Raw genomic sequence first — 17,904 nt, forward strand, 5'->3', positions numbered from 1 at the left:
GCAAGTAAACATGTATGATTAAGAGCGCTCGTTAATAATGATAGCGACAAGAGATAATCGTCAGATAATTATCATCGACGGCATATACCAACCGATTGGCATCATCGATGCGTCTTGACCAAAATCCAGATAGGTTTTCTTTTAGAGGTTCAGGTTTACCAATACCTTCAAACGGATTACGCTTACATTCGGTGATGAGCTTATTGATACGTTTGAGTGTTTTTTTGTCTTGTGTTTGCCAGTATAGATAGTCTTTCCACGCAGCATCTGTCCATGCTAGTTGCTCACTCATTATTAGACCCTTTAGATTGATTAAAGCCTTTGAGTTCAAGCGTTCTCAATGTCGCTATCCGTATACTCACTGTCATCGCTGCTACCGTCACTTTTATCACTGCCTTCTGCCGTGTCAATTAGCTCACGTGTAACAGTCTTGCCAGCTTTATATTGGGCAATAGATTCCGCTAAGTGTGCTGCATTGGCAGGAGATTTTAGTAGATAAACGGTTTCCATCAGGCTATTGTAATAATCAAGCGACATTACGACTGCATCATCAGCGTCACGGCGGGTCACGATAGTGGCGTTGGCATCATCATTTACCGTATCTAGGACGGACTTTAGGTGCTTTCTGGCTTCTGAAAAACTAACGACTCTCATGGCTTACTCCTTTCATGATGTACTTTATAACTTGTACAATATACAGTACATATTACGCCATTAGTTAAGTAAACTCAATATTTAGCTACTATCTAATACTTAGGAGTAAGTAACAAAACTCAGTGTATAGCGTACAAAAGCAAATAAAAACCGATGCCATATCTCCATATAACATCGGCTCTTTGATTACTCAAAACATATAATACTTAGACAATATCTAGCGTACCTTCGATAAACTCTTTAGCAAAACGTTGTAGCATACCGCCTGCATTGTACATTTTGACCTCATCAGCAGTATCAAGTCGGCAGATAATTGGCGTCTCAGTAGTACTACCATCAGTACGATGAATCACCAAATTCATCAACCCGCCAGCAGAGACATCGCCTGTCACATCAAAGACTTCGGTACCGTTAATGCTTAAGGTCTCACGGGTGACACCTTGCTCGAACTGTAATGGTAATGCACCCATACCCACTAAGTTTTGACGATGAATACGCTCAAAGTCCTCAGCGACGACCACTTCTACACCAGCGAGACGAACACCTTTGGCTGCCCAATCACGGCTTGAGCCTTGACCATAACCATCACCTGCGATGATGATGAGCGGCTGCTCACGGTTCATGTAGGTCTCAATCGCTTCCCACATACGCATGACTTGACCTTCTGGCTCAACACGCGCCAGTGAGCCTTGGATAACCTCACCATCTTCATCACGCACCATTTCATTCAATAGCTTAGGGTTGGCAAAGGTGGCACGTTGTGCGGTTAAATGGTCACCGCGATGGGTGGCGTATGAGTTGTAATCCTCGGCAGGCAAGCCCATGGTATCTAAATACTCGCCAGCAGCTGATGCACCCAAGATCGCATTTGATGGCGACATATGGTCGGTCGTGATGTTATCACCCAACACTGCCAACGGACGCAAACCTGTTAGCGTATTCTTTTTCGCCATTTTGCCTTCCCAGTACGGTGGGCGGCGAATATAGGTCGTCATTTCACGCCAGTCATATAATGGGCTTAACGCTTTGCCTGTGTCTTTTTTGGCTTCATCAAACATAGGGATATAGACAGCATTGAATTGCTCAGGCTTAACTGCTTTGGCTACAATGGCGTCAACCTCATCATCATCAAACCAAATGTCTTTTAGATAGACATCATTGCCTTGTTGATCTTTGCCCAATGAGTCTTTTTCGATATCAAAGCGAATGTTACCAGCGATGGCGTAAGCGATAACCAGTGGCGGCGATGCCAAGAATGCTTGCTTGGCATATGGATGGATACGACCGTCAAAGTTACGGTTACCAGATAGCACTGCTGTGGTGAACAAATCATTATCAATGATTTCTTTTTCGATATCAGGGTCCAGTGCACCACTCATACCATTACAAGTGGTACAAGCAAAACCAACCACGTCAAAGCCAATCTCTTGTAGCTCAGGCATCAACCCAGCTTCTTCTAAATACATTTTTACCGTTTTTGAGCCGGGTGCTAATGATGATTTCACCCAAGGTTTACGTAATAAGCCTTTGGCATTGGCGTTACGGGCGACGAGGCCTGCTGCTACCATATTTCGTGGGTTAGAGGTATTGGTACAGCTGGTAATTGCGGCGATAATCACGGCACCATCTGGCATCATGCCATCTTTTGGTTCAGGTAGCTTTTCATCAGCACCATGCGCAATACCTTTGGCAACCAAATCAGTGGTGGACACACGTGCATGCGGACGCGAAGGGCCTGCCATATTACGTACCACGGCTGATAGATCAAACTCAAGCACGCGGGCGTACTCGGCTTTTTCCATACCGTCAGCCCAAAGACCTGTTTGCTTGGCATACTGTTCGACCAATTTAATCTGAGCCTCGGAACGACCAGTTAGGCGTAGATAGTCGATGGTTTGCTCATCGATATAGAACATCGCTGCGGTGGCACCATATTCTGGTGTCATGTTGGAGATAGACGCACGGTCGCCTACGGTTAATTGGCGCGCGCCGTCACCGAAGAATTCGATATAGGTAGAGACGACACCAGCATCACGCAAAAACTCAGTCATTGCCAGTACTAGATCCGTACCAGTAATGCCTTTTTGCAGTTTGCCCGTTAGTTTGACGCCAACGTAATCAGGTAGGCGCATATATGATGGATTGCCGAGCATGACGCTTTCAGCTTCTAATCCGCCAACACCGATGGAGATAACACCCAACGCATCAACCATTGGCGTGTGGCTATCCGTACCAACCAAGGTATCGGCAAAAGCGACTTCTTCACCCGCTTTGTTTTTTACCACTTGTACGACAGGTGACATTTTCTCTAGGTTAATCTGATGCATGATGCCGTTACCTGGTGGTACGACATTCACATTATCAAAAGCGTACTGGCACCAGTTGATGAAGTGAAAACGGTCATCATTACGGCGCTCTTCGATAGCACGGTTTTTCTCAAATGCATCTACTTCAAAGCCTGCGTGTTCAACAGCCAGTGAGTGGTCAACGATGAGCTGAGTCGGAACGATTGGGTTTACTTTGGATGGGTCACCACCTTGTTCAGCGATGGCATCACGTAGACCAGCCAAATCAACAAAAGCGGTCTGACCCAAGATGTCATGACATACCACGCGGGCAGGGTACCAAGGAAAGTCGAGGTCTTGTTTGCCTTCGATATGTTGCTTTAGCGCATTGGTTAACTCTTCTGGTGGGCAACGGCGAACCAAGTTTTCACACAATACCTTTGAGCAGAATGATAGCTTGTCATACGCGCCAGCTTCGATGTTTTCGACAGCCTCACGTGTATCAAAATAATATAAATCGGTGTCAGGCAGTGGCTTTTTAAAGGGTTCATTCATTGGTTGTACTAGTGCATTGTCCATAAGTCACCTTTGGCGGTTGGCTGGTTTAGATTAAAATTAATAAAAGATATTCTCTTAGCAAAATCGTTGGGTTTCTCATTTTTAGTGATAAAAAGACTTTGCTAAAAAAATGATATTGGGGTCATTAGGAAAAAGAAGTTTTAGCTGCCAAATATAAAAATATATTTAGCAGCTAAACAGGTTGTCGGTCATGACATATCATGCCAGATAACCAAAAGAGATATTAACGCGCACTCATATCTGGTACTGGACGTAACTCTTCACCAGTGTACTCTGCACTTGGGCGAATGATACGGTTGTTAGCACGTTGCTCAAACACATGAGATGCCCAGCCTGTTAAGCGAGAGCAAACAAAGATTGGTGTGAACAGTTTGGTAGGGATGCCCATAAAGTGATAGGCCGATGCATGGAAGAAATCAGCATTACAGAACAGTTTCTTCTCACGCCACATGACTTCTTCACAGCGTACTGATACTGGATATAACACTTCATCACCGACATCCGCTGCCAGTTTCTCAGCCCAACCTTTGATCACGACATTGCGTGGATCTGACTCGCTATAGATCGCATGACCAAAGCCCATGATTTTGTCTTTGCGTGCTAGCATGCCCATCATTTCTGTCTCGGCTTCATCAGGTGAGCTAAAGCCTTCAATCATATCCATCGCGGCTTCGTTCGCACCGCCATGCAAGTGACCACGTAATGAGCCAATCGCGCCTGTAATACAAGAATGAATGTCAGATAAAGTAGAAGCACAAACGCGAGCGGTAAAGGTTGAAGCGTTAAACTCATGCTCTGCGTACAAGATAAGAGACACGTTCATCACTTTTGTATGTAGCTCGTTTGGTTTCTCACCTTTTAGCAGATGCAAGAAGTGACCACCAATGGTCTCATCATCCGTTTCGGTTTCGATACGCACGTTGTCATGCGTAAAGCGATACCAATAGTTGATAATCGATGGGAAAACAGCAAGCATGCGATCGGTTTGATCGTTTTCTTCTGCAAAGTCCATTTCTGTCTCAAGGTTGCCAAGCATAGAGCAACCAGTACGCAATACATCCATTGGATGTGCGGTCGCTGGAATACGCTCTAATACGTCTTTTAGTGCTTGTGGTAGACCGCGCAATCCTTTTAGCTTGGTCTGGTAAGCATCAAGCTCAGTTTGGTTTGGCAAGTTGCCATAAAGTAGCAAGTAGGCCACTTCTTCAAAAATGCATTTGTCTGCCAGTTCTGACACGTCGTAACCGCGATACGTCAGACCTGAGCCTGATTTTCCAACGGTAGATAGTGCCGTCTTGCCAGCGACTTGACCGCGTAGACCTGCGCCTGAAAGTTCTTTCTGTGCTGCCATGATTAAATTCCTTTTGTGGGTAGCTTTTTTGGGTGAAAACGGTGTTTCTGATAATACTTTTATTGGTTAATGACTGACTATAGCGCCAGTTGAGCGTTACGCAGGTTGTTCAGGCTGTGGGCCACCTAAATCGACATTACAACGCTTAAATTCAGCTTCAATAGGCACGTTAAGCACTTCCATTGCGCTGCCTTCGCCTTCTGCATTATTAATCTTCATATACTTAACACCAAGCGGTGATTCCATGAAGGTTTGGATTTCAGTCATTTCTTCTGGGGTCGGCTCAGCCATTGGCGTTGCAATTTCTTCGCCATTCATGACGCGCAATTGCTCATTGCCAAAAGCAATCAACTTCTCTCCCACATCTGACGTATAAAAGTCATCCAGCTCTTGAAGCTCTGCCTCAGTAAACTGACTCTGATAGAAGCTATCAACTTCTGCTTTGCCTAAGTCTTCATCGCGCGACTCAAGGCAGCTGACTTGCTCTGCACTGAGCGTACCGCTATTGATAATCGGTGCAAACAATAAATTATTGACAGTATCTAGCGTAATCGTTGTCATTACTAAATCGTTTTGAGTAGCGGGTGCAGCAGCCTTATCTGTGGCAACAACTTCAGCAGTGCTTGCATCACTGGTTGTGTCGTCAGCGGTTTCTGGTGTTTTATCACAACCCGTCGTAAGCAACAACGCAGCGAGCGTGCAGCTAAAAATTGAAGATTTAACGATAGAGTTAGGGGTGAAAAATGACATAAATAACCTAAAGGTAAGTGAAGATGAATTTCGAGAAGATAAAACACTCAAAGGTGATTTATCCGTTCGGCGTTGCTAAGTAACTATTAACTATTAACTACTTATTACCAGCAAACAGTTTGTCTAGTGTCTGCTCAAATTCATGATAATTCAAGAAATCATACAATTCCATACGAGTCTGCATGGTATCGACAACTTTGTCTTGCGTACCGTCGTTCAGTAAATGCTGATAGACATTCAATGCAGCTTTGTTCATCGCACGGAAGGCTGATAGCGGATACAGCACCATATCAACTCCAACGCCATGCAGCTGATCAGTGGTGTACAAATCAGTCTGACCAAACTCTGTCATATTCGCTAGCACAGGAATATCCAATACATCGGTAAACTTACGATACATCTCGATATCGGTTAGCGCTTCAGCAAAAATCATATCTGCGCCAGCTTCTTGGAAGGCAACAGCACGTTCAACAGCAGCATCTAAACCTTCTACAGACAAGGCATCTGTACGTGCCATCACCACAAAGTCAGGATCGGTTTTGGCATCTAGTGCCGCTTTTAGACGATCAACCATCTCTGAGATACTAACGATTTCTTTGTTAGGGCGATGACCACAGCGCTTTTGCGCCACTTGATCTTCGATATGTACCGCTGCCACGCCGGCCTTTTCCATTTTTCTGATGGTCTGGGCAATGTTAAAGGCACCACCGAAGCCAGTATCGATATCAACCAATAGCGGTGTATCAACGGCATCGGTAATACGGCGGGCATCTTCTAGGACGTTATCAAGACTGGTCATACCCAGATCAGGCAAACCAAATGACGCATTGGCCACGCCGGCACCAGATAGATACAACGCTTGGTGACCCACTTGGGTTGCCATCATCGCGGTATAAGCATTAATAGCGCCAGCAATCTGTAGTGGTTGGTTGTTATCGTTTTTTTGTTTTAAGGCACTACGGAAGCGCGCGCCAGCAGATGATAAAGTCATGTTTTAATCCTTACTTGGAGGGATGATAATCTCTTTATTGTTATCGATTATACCCAATTATCAGTCACTGAGAAGGGAGTTTTTACTGTTATTGATTACAAAATTTAAATTATGTATTAAATAAAATTAATAATATTTGTATTACAAATAATGGTATCCATAAATCAATGGTTCATATGCATTACTATTCATTTTAGTAAAACGACTTCATTGACTGACCTTTAATATTTACATTTACTTACAAAGATAAGTTAAATACTTATCTGATTTTATAAATATCACGCAAGAAAAAAACCCTAATAGCGAGGCTAGAAGAGCTTTATAAATGATTAGAGGTACTATAGATAGGCGTCTAACCAAAGAGACCAGCAAGATTGGCTAAGAATAACAAGGCAACGCCACCTAGGAACAGTAAGCTTATAATTGAATAAACATTCATACCTGCTGATAGTTTTTTATGCTTTTTGACCAATGAATAATTTAACCAACCAAAGATAGGCGCAGACACAAACGCTGATATCATGGCAAATTTCAGCATGGCACCCAACTGTCCAGTGAAGAAAGTGATAATCACTAGACCACCACCGATGGCATAAGTCGTCCAAAAGGCGACTTGTTTTTTATTAATCTCGCTTTCACCTTTCAGTAGACGCCAGCACTCAGCATTTGCACGGCCATAGCCGTCAGCACAGGTAATCGTCGTGCCGAACATACACATAAAGGCGATAAAGGCGACCAGAAGCCTTGACCATTCACCGATGGTCGCCGTATACATGTTGATGAGCTGATCAATATAAGCGACGCCTGCGGTTTGAATTTCCTGACCAGAACCATACTGAACGAATACACCTAATGATAAAAAGAACAACGCTAAAATAGCAGAAACCAAAAATCCCACATTAAAATCAAGCAAACCTTGTTTGAGAGTGGTGTTGTCAGCTTTTCGCTTCGCAGATGTCCACATTGAGGTAATGGCAGCAAACTCAAGCGGCGCTGGCATCCAACCCATGAGCGCCACGATAAAGCCTAGCGTTGCTAAATTCCAAGGAGAGGTAGGAATAAAATCAGGCGTCATCACCGTCGGCTTGCCAGCAGCAATCAGTACCGCCAATACTGTGGCGGAGACCAAAGCAATCATAATCCACTTAGTCACACCATCCAGTAGTTTATAATGTCCAGCAAGTAGAAAGAACCAAGACACTCCCACTATGATCAATGACAGCACCATCGTTGATAGACCAAGAGACGCGGGTAGCATAAAGCCTAGTATCACCGCAGCAAGCAGAGTCACCGCTCCTGTACTAATCACCGCAGATAGGATAGACAAGATAAAGTAAATCCACAAATATGCTTTTGAGCGTTTGGCATAACCTGCGATCAAGCTTTCGCCCGTATCGTAGACATAATCAGTGCCGAAACGAAAGAAAGGATACTTAAACACATTAGCTAAGATAATCATGATAGCCAACTGCCAGCCATAGATAGCACCAGCCTGCGTAGAGGAGATAAGATGCGAGCCACCAATAGCAGCAGTCGCCATTAAAATACCAGGACCAAAAATGCGCCAGCTAAAGCCTTCTTGGGCAGTGCTGGCCATGTCGGAATTGTTGAGTTGTTGTGTGGTCATGAGTCCCTCGAAATAGTTAAATAGCTAGCCATCACGTCCTGTGATGTACTGCCAGCAACCATTACAGCAATGTGTACAAAAAAATAAGCGGTGACTGTATCACACCTTGTACGGCTCGTAATAATGATTATTTTTACGGTCAATACCAATAGATAGTTAACGATTGACCGTTTTTTACTGGGCGTGATAGCGAGATTAGCACTTAACAGTCAAGGTTGACAATACTCACATAAATTTCTGCTGACGATAAGTAATACCGCGCTGCTCATAAACGTGATAAATCGCACTGAGTAAGTCAGGAATACTAGGGTGAACGAAGTCTTTGAGCGTATGTAGATAGATAGGGGAGGTAACATTCTCATGCACCAAGCTTTGATAACTAATTTGCTCGGTGCGCACCGTTTTTAGGCTGGCAGGTACGAGGGTAATACCTTCGCCAGCAGCCACCAAACCCAGCGCTACCTGTAAGTCACTTACTGTTGTGGTCATAAATGGTGAAATACCGTATTGTGCAAACAAATGTAGTAATGGCTCGGTAATAGGTGTATTAAGTGTGGACTGCTTGTTGGTTGTACGGTTGTTTTTTGTATGAGCGGTCAACTTTACGCTCTGTGCGTTTGATGTCGATACGGTTGTAGCTATTGGTAAATGCGTTTGATGGTATAGGATCAAGCGGTTGTTTGCCAAATCTATCAAGCGCTGTTCACGGATATGCGCTAAGGCGTGTGCTTTTGGTAGCGCGACGACGTAACGCTCATGCCGTAGTAATATCTGTTGAATCCAAGGGTCTTTGTGAGCAAAGCGACCAAAGCCGATATCGATTTCACCAGATTTGAGTGCTTCTATCTGCTGATATGAACTGATGTCTTTTAGATTGACTTCGATGTCGGGGCTGGATTGCTTGAGCATCGCGATTATTTCAGGAAGCAAGCCATAAAGCACAGAAGGCACAAAGCCAATGTTTAAAATACTACTTGGTGCAGACAGTCGTTGAGTCATACTGGTAACCGTATCAATCTCTGTCAGTATGGTACTGATTTTATCGTAAAAGAACGCGCCTGCTTCAGTCAAATCTAGCGGCCGATGATAGCGATCGATCAACTCTACGCCCATATCTGTTTCGAGCTGTTTAAGTAGACGACTCAGGCTTGGTTGTGACAATCCTGTTTTGGTTGCGGCTGCACTAAAGCTGCGCAAATCTGCGATAGCGATAAATGCATTAAGCTGTTTTAAGTCCATACCCTTAAACCTGTTTTTATATATTGTCTTTATATTCATTAGCATATTGACGATATTATGCTGGATATATTTTACAAATATTATTAATATCAAATAAATTGTGCTTGAAGATAATATGGTGAGCAACTATATTGTTTGCTTACGCTATAGTTACAATTTGGTGATAAATATCACAACTCATTCTAGCAGTCATTTAATACCAGTAGAATAAACTGGTTTGGTATTATTCTATGAGCGACAAAAAAACGGATATCGAGACAGATTTTGAAGAGAGGTTGGCGAAAATTGCCAACAAAAAATCGCGTACCCGTACCAACAACGATATCTATGATCGCTTCATCAGTCGTGTTCAAAGCACTGAAGATGACAGCCGTGCTACTGGCAATATAAAGACACGAGAGAAAGCATTAGATATAACCGCGACCGACACAGATACTGTTTTTGATTTCTCAAATTCAAACTCACTTGTAGAAGAAGAAACGTTCAATATCGATGAATCATTAAAGATAGAATCTGATGATACTCATACTCAATTGAATAGTGACCATAACAAAGTCATGGATTCAGAAGCTGAGATGCAATCTGACGCCAAAGCGACTACCTATAATGATGACTGGGCCACTCAAGAGGCGCAGATACAGGAAGTCGTTAATGAGCCAGCAGCAACAGCACAGAACAAGCTGGCAAGTAGCAAAAAACCGCTTATTATTGGTATCGTTTTTGGCTCATTATTAATTGCTGTTATCGTCGCAGTGCTTATTTTCACTGGTTTTCTATCCACTTCAACAAATACCACTATGCCTGATAGTGAAAACTCAACTCTCAATAGCAATATTGAGGCAGTTGAGACAGCAGTAACGACAAACAATATACCGGCTGAAGAGATTGAATCAGAAACAATCATAGATGATAGTAAACCTGAGGTGGAACCAAGCGCTATAGAGACGCCAGTAGCAGCTGCGAAACAAGGTGAGGCTACTAGCGAGAGTCAAGGCATTACACCTAATGGAGCAAAGGCAACTGAGGCACCATTATCAGAAGCTGCCTCTAATGAGTCGCAAGCTGATACTGCTATCAGTTATGAGGTATTTAGACAAGAATCACAAAATACAGTGTATCGTGAGACCAATGACTAGGTTTTACCTACCATATGCTTTGTATTATTAGTCAGGTGTTCATCGCTCTATCTAATGCACTTACCATTAAGATGGTACTGTTTTCAATGGAATCCCCTCTACACTACCACACCGAATAAACGTCCAATCATCGATGTGGCTAGCATTGCAATCGCTCCCCACGAAATGATCCGAACGATAGCAGGAATGACGGGCGCGCCGCCTAAACGGGCAGATATTACACCCAACAGAATGAGACCAAGTAAGGTAATGGATGCCAGTGACCAGACCAATGTCTGCGCTGGTAATACCATGACACCAATCACGGGTAATATCGCTCCAGCAATGAACGATAATCCCGAAGCAACGGATGCATGAATTGGCTTTGCTTGGCTAAGATCGGTCAAACCAATCTCGTCACGAGCATGGGCTTCAAGGGCATCATGTTCCGTTAAAGCCACCGCGACTTGATGAGCCAATGTGTGATCAAGTCCGCGCGTCTCATAAATTTTCGTTAATTCAAAAAGCTCACGATCAGCATTATGTGTCAGCTCATACTGCTCTTTGGTCAAATCAGCCTTTTCGGTATCTGCTTGCGAAGACACCGAAATATACTCGCCAGCCGCCATTGATAATGCACCTGCTGTCAATGCTGCCAGTCCGGTCAATAGCATTGTCTGACTACTAGGATTTGCCGCTGCCACGCCGACCAGTAAACTGGCAGTTGAAATCAACCCATCATTCGCACCTAATACGGCTGCTCTTAACCAATGATTGCGGTTACTAAGATGAGGCTCGTCATGAATAGAGTGATGCATAGATACCCTTAGAGAGTCGTTAAACACTTGAGACTTAATTATCTACTATTACTCAGTTTTTTATACAGTAAGATTTCCTTAGCTTGATGACTAAATATATAAATGTGCTAATTAATGACAAGCTCTAGCTACTCATAACGCGAGCTTTCATCTCATCCAATCATTTTGTGGCTCATATTAAATGAATGAAAAAATCAGTGAGTCATTGCACTTTCCAAAATCGTATAGGCTGCTTTGACTCTATCCGCATTAGGATAGTTTTTATTCGCTAAAATGACGATGCCTGATTTTTTGGAAGGGATATAAGCGATATACCCACCAAACCCATTGGTAGCACCTGTCTTATTGGCCCATACGTTGTTTAAAACGGGTGTAGGGCGGTTGTCTGCGGTAATGGTTTGGGCGTTCAGTACTACTTCCATTGAATTACCTTCAAGCAAGGTATCCAGTGAAGCAGGGAATGGATACATCTCCCACGCTAATCCTTGTGTAAAGGTGCTCACCTGATAGTAACCCTTTCTATTATTCTCCAATGATTGCTGAATATCTTTATCAAGAGATACTAATCCCATATTCGCAGCCATATATCGAGTCATATCTGCACTGGTTGATTTGATCCCGTAGGCTTCTGCGTCTAACATACCGGGATTGACTCTAATGGCATCGCCAGCAGCATTATAACCAAACGCATAATCATCCATTCTGTCACTAGGCACATTGACAAAGGTATTCGGCATGTTGAGTGCTGGCAGGATTTCATCTTCCATTAGCTGTGTGTAGTCAGAGCCCATACTTAGGGCAGATATGTAGCCAAATAGCCCGATGCTGGCATTCGAGTATAGACGTTTTGAGTTGACAGGGAATACAGGCTGCCAAGACTTATAATAGCGGAACAATGCTTGATTATCGGTGACATCATCAGGTACTTGAAGCGGTAGACCACCTGCCGAATAGGTGGCTAGATTAACCAGTTTGGTATCACCAATAGCGCTGTTTTTTAGATAAGGGATATATTTATCAGCGGTATCTTCTAATGATAGTGTGCCATTAAGTTCAGAATAACTGGCTAGAGTAATGGCAAATGTCTTACTGATAGAGCCTAATTCAAAAATCGTGTTGTCTGAGACAGGTATGCGGGCTTGTTTGTCCGCTAGGCCATAATTATAGAGATAAGACTCGCCATCGATAATAATGCCAAAGGATATACCGGGGATATCATACTCTTCCATTAATAATTTGGCTTGCTTATCAACCTCAATTTTCAAAGTCTCATTATTGCTTGCTGCTTGTGCTGCTCCAGACATTAATGAGGCTGCAACTAAAATGGTAAGTCCGACCCGATTTAAGGTGTTTTGCACTGATTTTTTCATTATGTGGTTATTTGTCCGCTTTGCTAATTCTCGTCCCATGCCACCATCAATAATTGTGGTTGTATTTATTGGCATAACGAATCCTTCTTTATTGTGAGTAGACAAACCTGTAGAGGTGTTATTGTTAAAAATAGAGTTATTTAAAGGAGCGAAATACTAGGCGTAATAAACGTCAGATGCAACTACAGGTTTAGGAGTAATGTTAATTTATAGCTCTTGGTATTCGATTTTAGCGTCTTTATGGCAAGATTTTCTTGATAACGTCTATATAAACTGTGATTAAATACGATGGGTTGAATGGTAACGAGTTCTGTGCAAATCTGGTGGGTAATGGTTTTATAATATATCTTAGTTATAACCCTCCACGTTTTATTGAATATAAATAGAATGATATTAGAGAGTAACCAGTAATACTAATTTCTTATATTTTAATATTAAGATTGATAATGCCGGAATTATATTGGTTATAACTAACTGTTAGTATTTAGCAAATGCTTTTGTCGATCATTAAACTGATATTTGTGAGCTTATCTTTACAAATCCTCATCAACGTTGTATCGCGCTGAATTTCTACTTTTCCTATAAAGGATTGAAAGTGATGAATATCGAACAAGAAAAAGTAATTGCTAACCTGTTAAAGGAGATGGAGCAGGTTGCTACAAAAATACGTATTTTAATAAATGGGATCCCACCAGAAGAACTGCTTGGGTACATTTATGGCCAACTTATGATGATGAGCAGTAATACCACTTCGCCAGAACTAAGCTCCAATACTCAAAATAAAGAAAAAAATGAAATTCAATTCTTATTAGAGTACGTGCATGCGGTTCTTGCTTCTGATGTAGCCCAAGAAGATGTGGTGTTTGATGAAAGAAAATGCGGTGAATTATTTGCACTTAGTCGAAATTTACGAGAAAAATCCATGTGTTTTGCGATGGTTTCCTCTATAAATACTCAGAATAAAGACTTCGGTTCTAATACAGCGGATATTGAATTTCATGCCAAATCATCTTGGCTTATGCTCAGAGGAAATCGCTATCAGGTGTTAGAAGGTGAGTTTTATCAATATGTTCTTGTACCACATGATGATGTTTTAAAAGATGTTTATGGTGTTGGAGCTATTGAAATTGCTGAGGGGTTTCAACAGTTAGCCAATGCAACGCGTGTAGGACAAGCTAATGCTATTGAAGAAATGATGAAGCAGTTTCAAGCTGCTCAAGATTTCGCTGAAAAGCAGAATAAACCGCTCGAAGATGCTATGGAAGAATGGGTCGAAGCAAACGCTCAACAAACGAAAAGTGCGGGCTTAGCTGTGGATGATATGCTAAGAGGTGGTATATCCAATGTCAGTAGACATACAAAGCTACCTTCAGAACTTTTAGCAGATTTGGCGTACTCACGTGGTGAGGAGCTTGATTTCTTCAGTGAAGGTGATTTTTCCGGCACACCTTACAGGACATTACCTGCTCGTAAAAAACCTTTAATCAAACTTGGTGAAGACTATTATGCTGTAGATCCCTGTTTTATCCGGGACGCAGGGTACCGTTCGCTTCTTTTTAATTTGTTGCAAAAAAAGCCTGATTACAAAGAAGCTTTTAAAGAACGACAGAAAGTAATGAGTGAAGCTGCGTTCCCCGAAATACTTGCTGAACAACTGAGTGGAGCAGTAATCTATCAAGAAGTCTATTATAAAGACCCCAAAACTAAACAATGGGCTGAAAACGATACCCTAGTTTTAATTGATGATGTACTTTACCTCGTTGAAGCTAAAGCTGGCGCCGCTGCGAGCATAGCTTCACCTGAACTTGATTTTAAGCGCCATTCACAATCTATAAAAGATTTGATAATAAAGGCTTACAAGCAGTGTGCACGTTTTTTTGAATATTTAAAATCGGCTGACGAAGTCCCACTATTTAACCTAATAAATGGAAAATATGAAGAGGTAGGAAAACTCCGTCATTCAGACTATCGTGTAATGATACCTATTGGACTAACAGTTGAGTCATTCTCTCCATTTTCATCATTTTCTAAAAACTTACCCCAAGTTAAACCACTGCTTGGGCAATATAATTTTATATCGATTTCCATTGATGACCTTTTTGTTTTAAGACGTATGTTGCCTACTCCTGGAGTCTTTGCACATTATATGGAAGTGCGACAGGCAATTGCAGGCATTAAACAAGGACTTCTTTTCGATGAATTCGATCATCTAGGAGCTTACCTAACTAAAAATCGCTTTGATCAGGATATCATTGACCAGTCTAAGGACGAAAATGCTAGTTTAGTAATATATAATGGAATGAGTGACGTTGTAGACAGCGCTTTCGCAAGTGAACAATGGGAAACAAGCTCAAAACCTACTCAAGAATTTCCTGAAGTAGTTTTAAAGGTACTTTCAGCACTTGATATTTCTCGTGAACCAGGATGGCTCTCTGTCGATAGCCTAATTCGAGATTTTGGTGAGGAAGCACGTAATAACTTTGCAAAATACCTTACTGATCTAGACAAAACTATCGACCAGCATCCAGCTCGCTATTTCGCATTTGGTGGGGAAGCTAATCCAATTTTTGTCTGGATGCAAAACTCAAAATATGAAGTTGAATGGGAGAAGGTAAACCATAAAGCAAGTGCTGTTGCTATATCGATTAAAGCAGAAAACTTAATAGGGGTACTACTTAAAGTTGGTAAACGAGGTGTTTATGAAGCAGCACAACCTCTAAAAATTAATGTTCCAGTGGAGCAGACTAAAGAAAATATGCTTATATTTGAAGATGCGAAACGGATGAATCAGCAAATAAAATCTAGAGCCGATCGTGCCGTTGAGGGGAAGTTAGAGCCAAAGCAAAAACGAAAAGTCGGCCGTAATGCTTCATGTCCTTGCGGAAGTGGAAAAAAGTATAAAAGATGTCATGGCCTTTAGGTATTAGCAATTTTCTGATTAGAAATTTACGCTAAAAAAAATTTCATAATAGAAACTTAAAGAAGAATTATTACAATGAATAAATATTATTCGACTCTAAAATAAACGTTGCTATAGCAATCAAGCACAAAAAAGCAGACATCCTAGAATATCTGCTTTTTTTATTTCTATATTATGCTTCAAACAATTATTAAGCTTGAGGTGTGATTAAGTATTTCTCACCTGTTGCTTGTTTGCCGTAAGCAGCGATTGACTGTAAATGTAATACCTCAGCCAATGACACTTCATGTGTATAGCTACTTGCAAAAGTGGTGGTGATTTCTTCAGCCACACGTTGGCGCATTTTTACGACGGTTTTAGTGCCTAGTTTGCCTAGCGCATTGAACAGTAGGAAACCATTTACGCCCCAAGAAAAACCAAAGTTACGGTTTAGCGTGATAGGGCCACGGTTTAGTGCGCCATAGATGTAGGCTTGTTTGAACGTATTAGAGCCATAAACGCTGTATTCTTCTACATCAACATTGATAGCCGCTTCCATGCAGTTAAGGATATCGCTGCTCAATTGACCGCCGCCGATTGGATCAAACGAAATCGTGGCACCTGTTTCAGTAATGGCCGCTGTTAAATCAGCAATAAACGTATCGCTGCTTGAGTTGACCACATATTTTGCGCCCATATCACGCAATAGCTTTTCTTGCGAGTCTTTACGGACGATATTCACTAAGTCAACACCGTCTGCCATACAGATACGGTTTAGCATTTGACCAAGGCTAGAAGCGGCCGCCGCATGAACGATGGCTTTGTGGCCTTCAGCGCGCATGGTTTCGACCATGGCTAGAGCAGTAAGGGGATTCACGAAAGAAGACGCGCCTTCTTTAGCTGTGGTGCCTTCTTTTAGTTCTAAGCAGCTCTGTACGTTGGCACGAAGATACTGACGGTACGTGCCGCCACCGATCACAGCAACGGTTTTACCCATCAATGCTTGTGCGGCATCTGATGAGCCTGCGGCAACTACGGTACCTGCGCCTTCATTACCGACTGGCGTGTTTTTACCCACACGAGTTTTGACAGATGGCATGAACTTAGCTGGCACGTCAGCCGTAATGACTGGGTTTTCGTCTGTGCCTGATTGCGCGGCAGTCGACATGTCAGCGACGCTAAATAGAACGGCTAAATCAGATGGGTTCAACGGTGCGGCTTCAATACGAACGACAACTTCGTCGGCACCCGGTTGTGGCATATCAATTTCTTGCAAAGCCAAGGTTAGTTTATTGTCTTCGCTAATGGTTGAGGTCAGTTGGATATTTTTATCGGTCATAAGATTTGCTCCTGCAAATAGTTATTTTTTTGGCCAATCACTTGATGGCATTGGCCCTATTTTTTGGTCGTTTAGTTGTGAGTAAGAATTTCAATAGCGATTGTTTTATCGTTGAATGCTTTTTAGCATTGAACTAGCCAGCATCGAACTAGCCAGCGTTTGCGGCTTTAATTTGGGCAGCCACATGCTGCATGAACTCAGGCATATTCGCTTGGCTATCTGCCTGAACGCTTTGTGCAATGTCGGTTTTACTCATGGCCTTGTTCCATTCTTTCATGCCTTCCACTTCTGCCAGTACATCCCACTCCAGCTGAGTAGATCCAAAAGCGCTGACAATGGTATTGACGTGATGAACATAAATATCAGCCATTGTGAATTGCTCACCTGCAATCCAAGGAGAAAATTTACATAGGCGATTCATGGCAATAATACCGCGGCTCAATACCTGACGTACTTCCTCTTTGATTGCATTAGGTGCTTGAGTACCAGAAAACACATAAGGAATCAGTCGGCGGCATAGTAGCTCAAAGTAAAGCTCTGCTATTTTCATAATCTGACGTACAGCCGCGCGTTCTGCTGCATTGGTAGGGTATAGCGGTTTTTCAGGATAGGTTTCTTCAAGGAAGTCACAAATCACGCTAGATTCCGACAGATTAAAACCGTCAGGCATGGTGATTGCAGGTACTTTTCCCACTGGACTGACGGTTAGTAGATCATCACTACCAGCGTACAAAAGGTCCTCTTGGAACGGAATGCCCTTATATAAAAGAGCGTGTTTTACGATGTTGTAATAGTTGCTTGCAGCAAAGCCGTGCAAAGTAATCATAAGTCATTCTTCCATTGTTGACGTAAAGGTTATTTTTAATCGTGTTTTCATTGCGACGTTT

The 17,904-nt window shown here is 42.4% G+C and carries 13 protein-coding genes and 1 pseudogene; 2 read left to right on the forward strand and 12 right to left on the reverse strand.

Annotated features, from left to right (window positions below; genetic code table 11):
* Positions 1-31 precede the first annotated feature (31 nt).
* From DFP82_RS09105 to DFP82_RS09140, 8 genes and pseudogenes are all read right to left on the reverse strand, one after another.
* Entirely contained in the window at positions 32-292 is a 261-nt protein-coding gene (locus DFP82_RS09105; RefSeq protein ID WP_037025847.1) for a Txe/YoeB family addiction module toxin, read from the reverse strand.
* Between the two features lie 104 nt (positions 293-396).
* Positions 397-654: pseudogene (locus DFP82_RS09110) on the reverse strand (type II toxin-antitoxin system Phd/YefM family antitoxin); the annotation flags it as partial.
* Between the two features lie 206 nt (positions 655-860).
* The gene (acnD, locus tag DFP82_RS09115) at positions 861-3,494 is read right to left on the reverse strand and encodes a Fe/S-dependent 2-methylisocitrate dehydratase AcnD (protein ID WP_181416292.1); all 2,634 of its coding nucleotides are present in this window, start codon (positions 3,492-3,494) and stop codon (positions 861-863) included.
* Positions 3,495-3,741: 247 nt separating this feature from the next.
* Positions 3,742-4,869: a bifunctional 2-methylcitrate synthase/citrate synthase gene (gene prpC / locus DFP82_RS09120; RefSeq protein ID WP_110923423.1), complete on the reverse strand. Its 1,128-nt coding sequence runs from the start codon at positions 4,867-4,869 to the stop codon at positions 3,742-3,744.
* Between the two features lie 96 nt (positions 4,870-4,965).
* Positions 4,966-5,619 (reverse strand): DUF2059 domain-containing protein, encoded by a 654-nt coding sequence (locus tag DFP82_RS09125; protein ID WP_110923424.1) that lies wholly within the window; start codon positions 5,617-5,619, stop codon positions 4,966-4,968.
* Between the two features lie 97 nt (positions 5,620-5,716).
* The gene (prpB, locus tag DFP82_RS09130; protein WP_110923425.1) at positions 5,717-6,610 is read right to left on the reverse strand and encodes a methylisocitrate lyase; all 894 of its coding nucleotides are present in this window, start codon (positions 6,608-6,610) and stop codon (positions 5,717-5,719) included.
* Positions 6,611-6,962: 352 nt separating this feature from the next.
* On the reverse strand, positions 6,963-8,237 hold the full coding sequence (locus DFP82_RS09135; RefSeq protein WP_110923426.1) for an NRAMP family divalent metal transporter: 1,275 nt from the start codon (positions 8,235-8,237) through the stop codon (positions 6,963-6,965).
* A 225-nt stretch (positions 8,238-8,462) separates the two neighbouring features.
* Positions 8,463-9,476: a LysR family transcriptional regulator gene (locus tag DFP82_RS09140; protein ID WP_110923427.1), complete on the reverse strand. Its 1,014-nt coding sequence runs from the start codon at positions 9,474-9,476 to the stop codon at positions 8,463-8,465.
* 230 nt (positions 9,477-9,706) lie between these two features.
* On the opposite strand from DFP82_RS09140, the gene DFP82_RS09145 reads away from it, so the two are divergent.
* The gene (locus tag DFP82_RS09145) at positions 9,707-10,612 is read left to right on the forward strand and encodes a hypothetical protein (protein WP_110923428.1); all 906 of its coding nucleotides are present in this window, start codon (positions 9,707-9,709) and stop codon (positions 10,610-10,612) included.
* A 98-nt stretch (positions 10,613-10,710) separates the two neighbouring features.
* Here DFP82_RS09145 and DFP82_RS09150 read toward each other — a convergent pair whose 3' ends face one another.
* Positions 10,711-11,409, reverse strand: a complete 699-nt coding sequence (locus DFP82_RS09150; protein WP_110923429.1) for a VIT1/CCC1 transporter family protein — start codon at positions 11,407-11,409, stop codon at positions 10,711-10,713.
* Between the two features lie 194 nt (positions 11,410-11,603).
* Positions 11,604-12,779, reverse strand: coding sequence for a class C beta-lactamase (gene ampC / locus DFP82_RS09155; protein WP_110923533.1), 1,176 nt, complete (start codon positions 12,777-12,779; stop codon positions 11,604-11,606).
* 598 nt (positions 12,780-13,377) lie between these two features.
* On the opposite strand from ampC, the gene DFP82_RS09160 reads away from it, so the two are divergent.
* On the forward strand, positions 13,378-15,699 hold the full coding sequence (locus tag DFP82_RS09160) for a YecA family protein (protein ID WP_110923430.1): 2,322 nt from the start codon (positions 13,378-13,380) through the stop codon (positions 15,697-15,699).
* A gap of 190 nt (positions 15,700-15,889) precedes the next feature.
* On the opposite strand, the gene DFP82_RS09165 is transcribed toward DFP82_RS09160, so the two are convergent.
* A complete protein-coding gene (locus DFP82_RS09165) occupies positions 15,890-17,017 on the reverse strand; it encodes a zinc-binding dehydrogenase (protein WP_110923431.1) in 1,128 nt (375 codons plus the stop codon).
* Positions 17,018-17,165: 148 nt separating this feature from the next.
* Positions 17,166-17,843: a glutathione S-transferase family protein gene (locus tag DFP82_RS09170; RefSeq protein ID WP_110923432.1), complete on the reverse strand. Its 678-nt coding sequence runs from the start codon at positions 17,841-17,843 to the stop codon at positions 17,166-17,168.
* Positions 17,844-17,904 lie beyond the last annotated feature (61 nt).

This window comes from Psychrobacter fozii (genome assembly GCF_003217155.1).
GTDB lineage: Bacteria > Pseudomonadota > Gammaproteobacteria > Pseudomonadales > Moraxellaceae > Psychrobacter > Psychrobacter fozii.

Coding starts and splice junctions, on each gene's coding strand:
- DFP82_RS09105 (WP_037025847.1), bottom strand. CDS start 292: ATGAGTGAGCAACTAGCATGGACAGATGCTGCGTGGAAAGACTATCTA.
- acnD (WP_181416292.1), bottom strand. CDS start 3,494: ATGAATGAACCCTTTAAAAAGCCACTGCCTGACACCGATTTATATTAT.
- prpC (WP_110923423.1), bottom strand. CDS start 4,869: ATGGCAGCACAGAAAGAACTTTCAGGCGCAGGTCTACGCGGTCAAGTC.
- DFP82_RS09125 (WP_110923424.1), bottom strand. CDS start 5,619: ATGTCATTTTTCACCCCTAACTCTATCGTTAAATCTTCAATTTTTAGC.
- prpB (WP_110923425.1), bottom strand. CDS start 6,610: ATGACTTTATCATCTGCTGGCGCGCGCTTCCGTAGTGCCTTAAAACAA.
- DFP82_RS09135 (WP_110923426.1), bottom strand. CDS start 8,237: ATGACCACACAACAACTCAACAATTCCGACATGGCCAGCACTGCCCAA.
- DFP82_RS09140 (WP_110923427.1), bottom strand. CDS start 9,476: ATGGACTTAAAACAGCTTAATGCATTTATCGCTATCGCAGATTTGCGC.
- DFP82_RS09145 (WP_110923428.1), top strand. CDS start 9,707: ATGAGCGACAAAAAAACGGATATCGAGACAGATTTTGAAGAGAGGTTG.
- DFP82_RS09150 (WP_110923429.1), bottom strand. CDS start 11,409: ATGCATCACTCTATTCATGACGAGCCTCATCTTAGTAACCGCAATCAT.
- ampC (WP_110923533.1), bottom strand. CDS start 12,779: ATGAAAAAATCAGTGCAAAACACCTTAAATCGGGTCGGACTTACCATT.
- DFP82_RS09160 (WP_110923430.1), top strand. CDS start 13,378: ATGAATATCGAACAAGAAAAAGTAATTGCTAACCTGTTAAAGGAGATG.
- DFP82_RS09165 (WP_110923431.1), bottom strand. CDS start 17,017: ATGACCGATAAAAATATCCAACTGACCTCAACCATTAGCGAAGACAAT.
- DFP82_RS09170 (WP_110923432.1), bottom strand. CDS start 17,843: ATGATTACTTTGCACGGCTTTGCTGCAAGCAACTATTACAACATCGTA.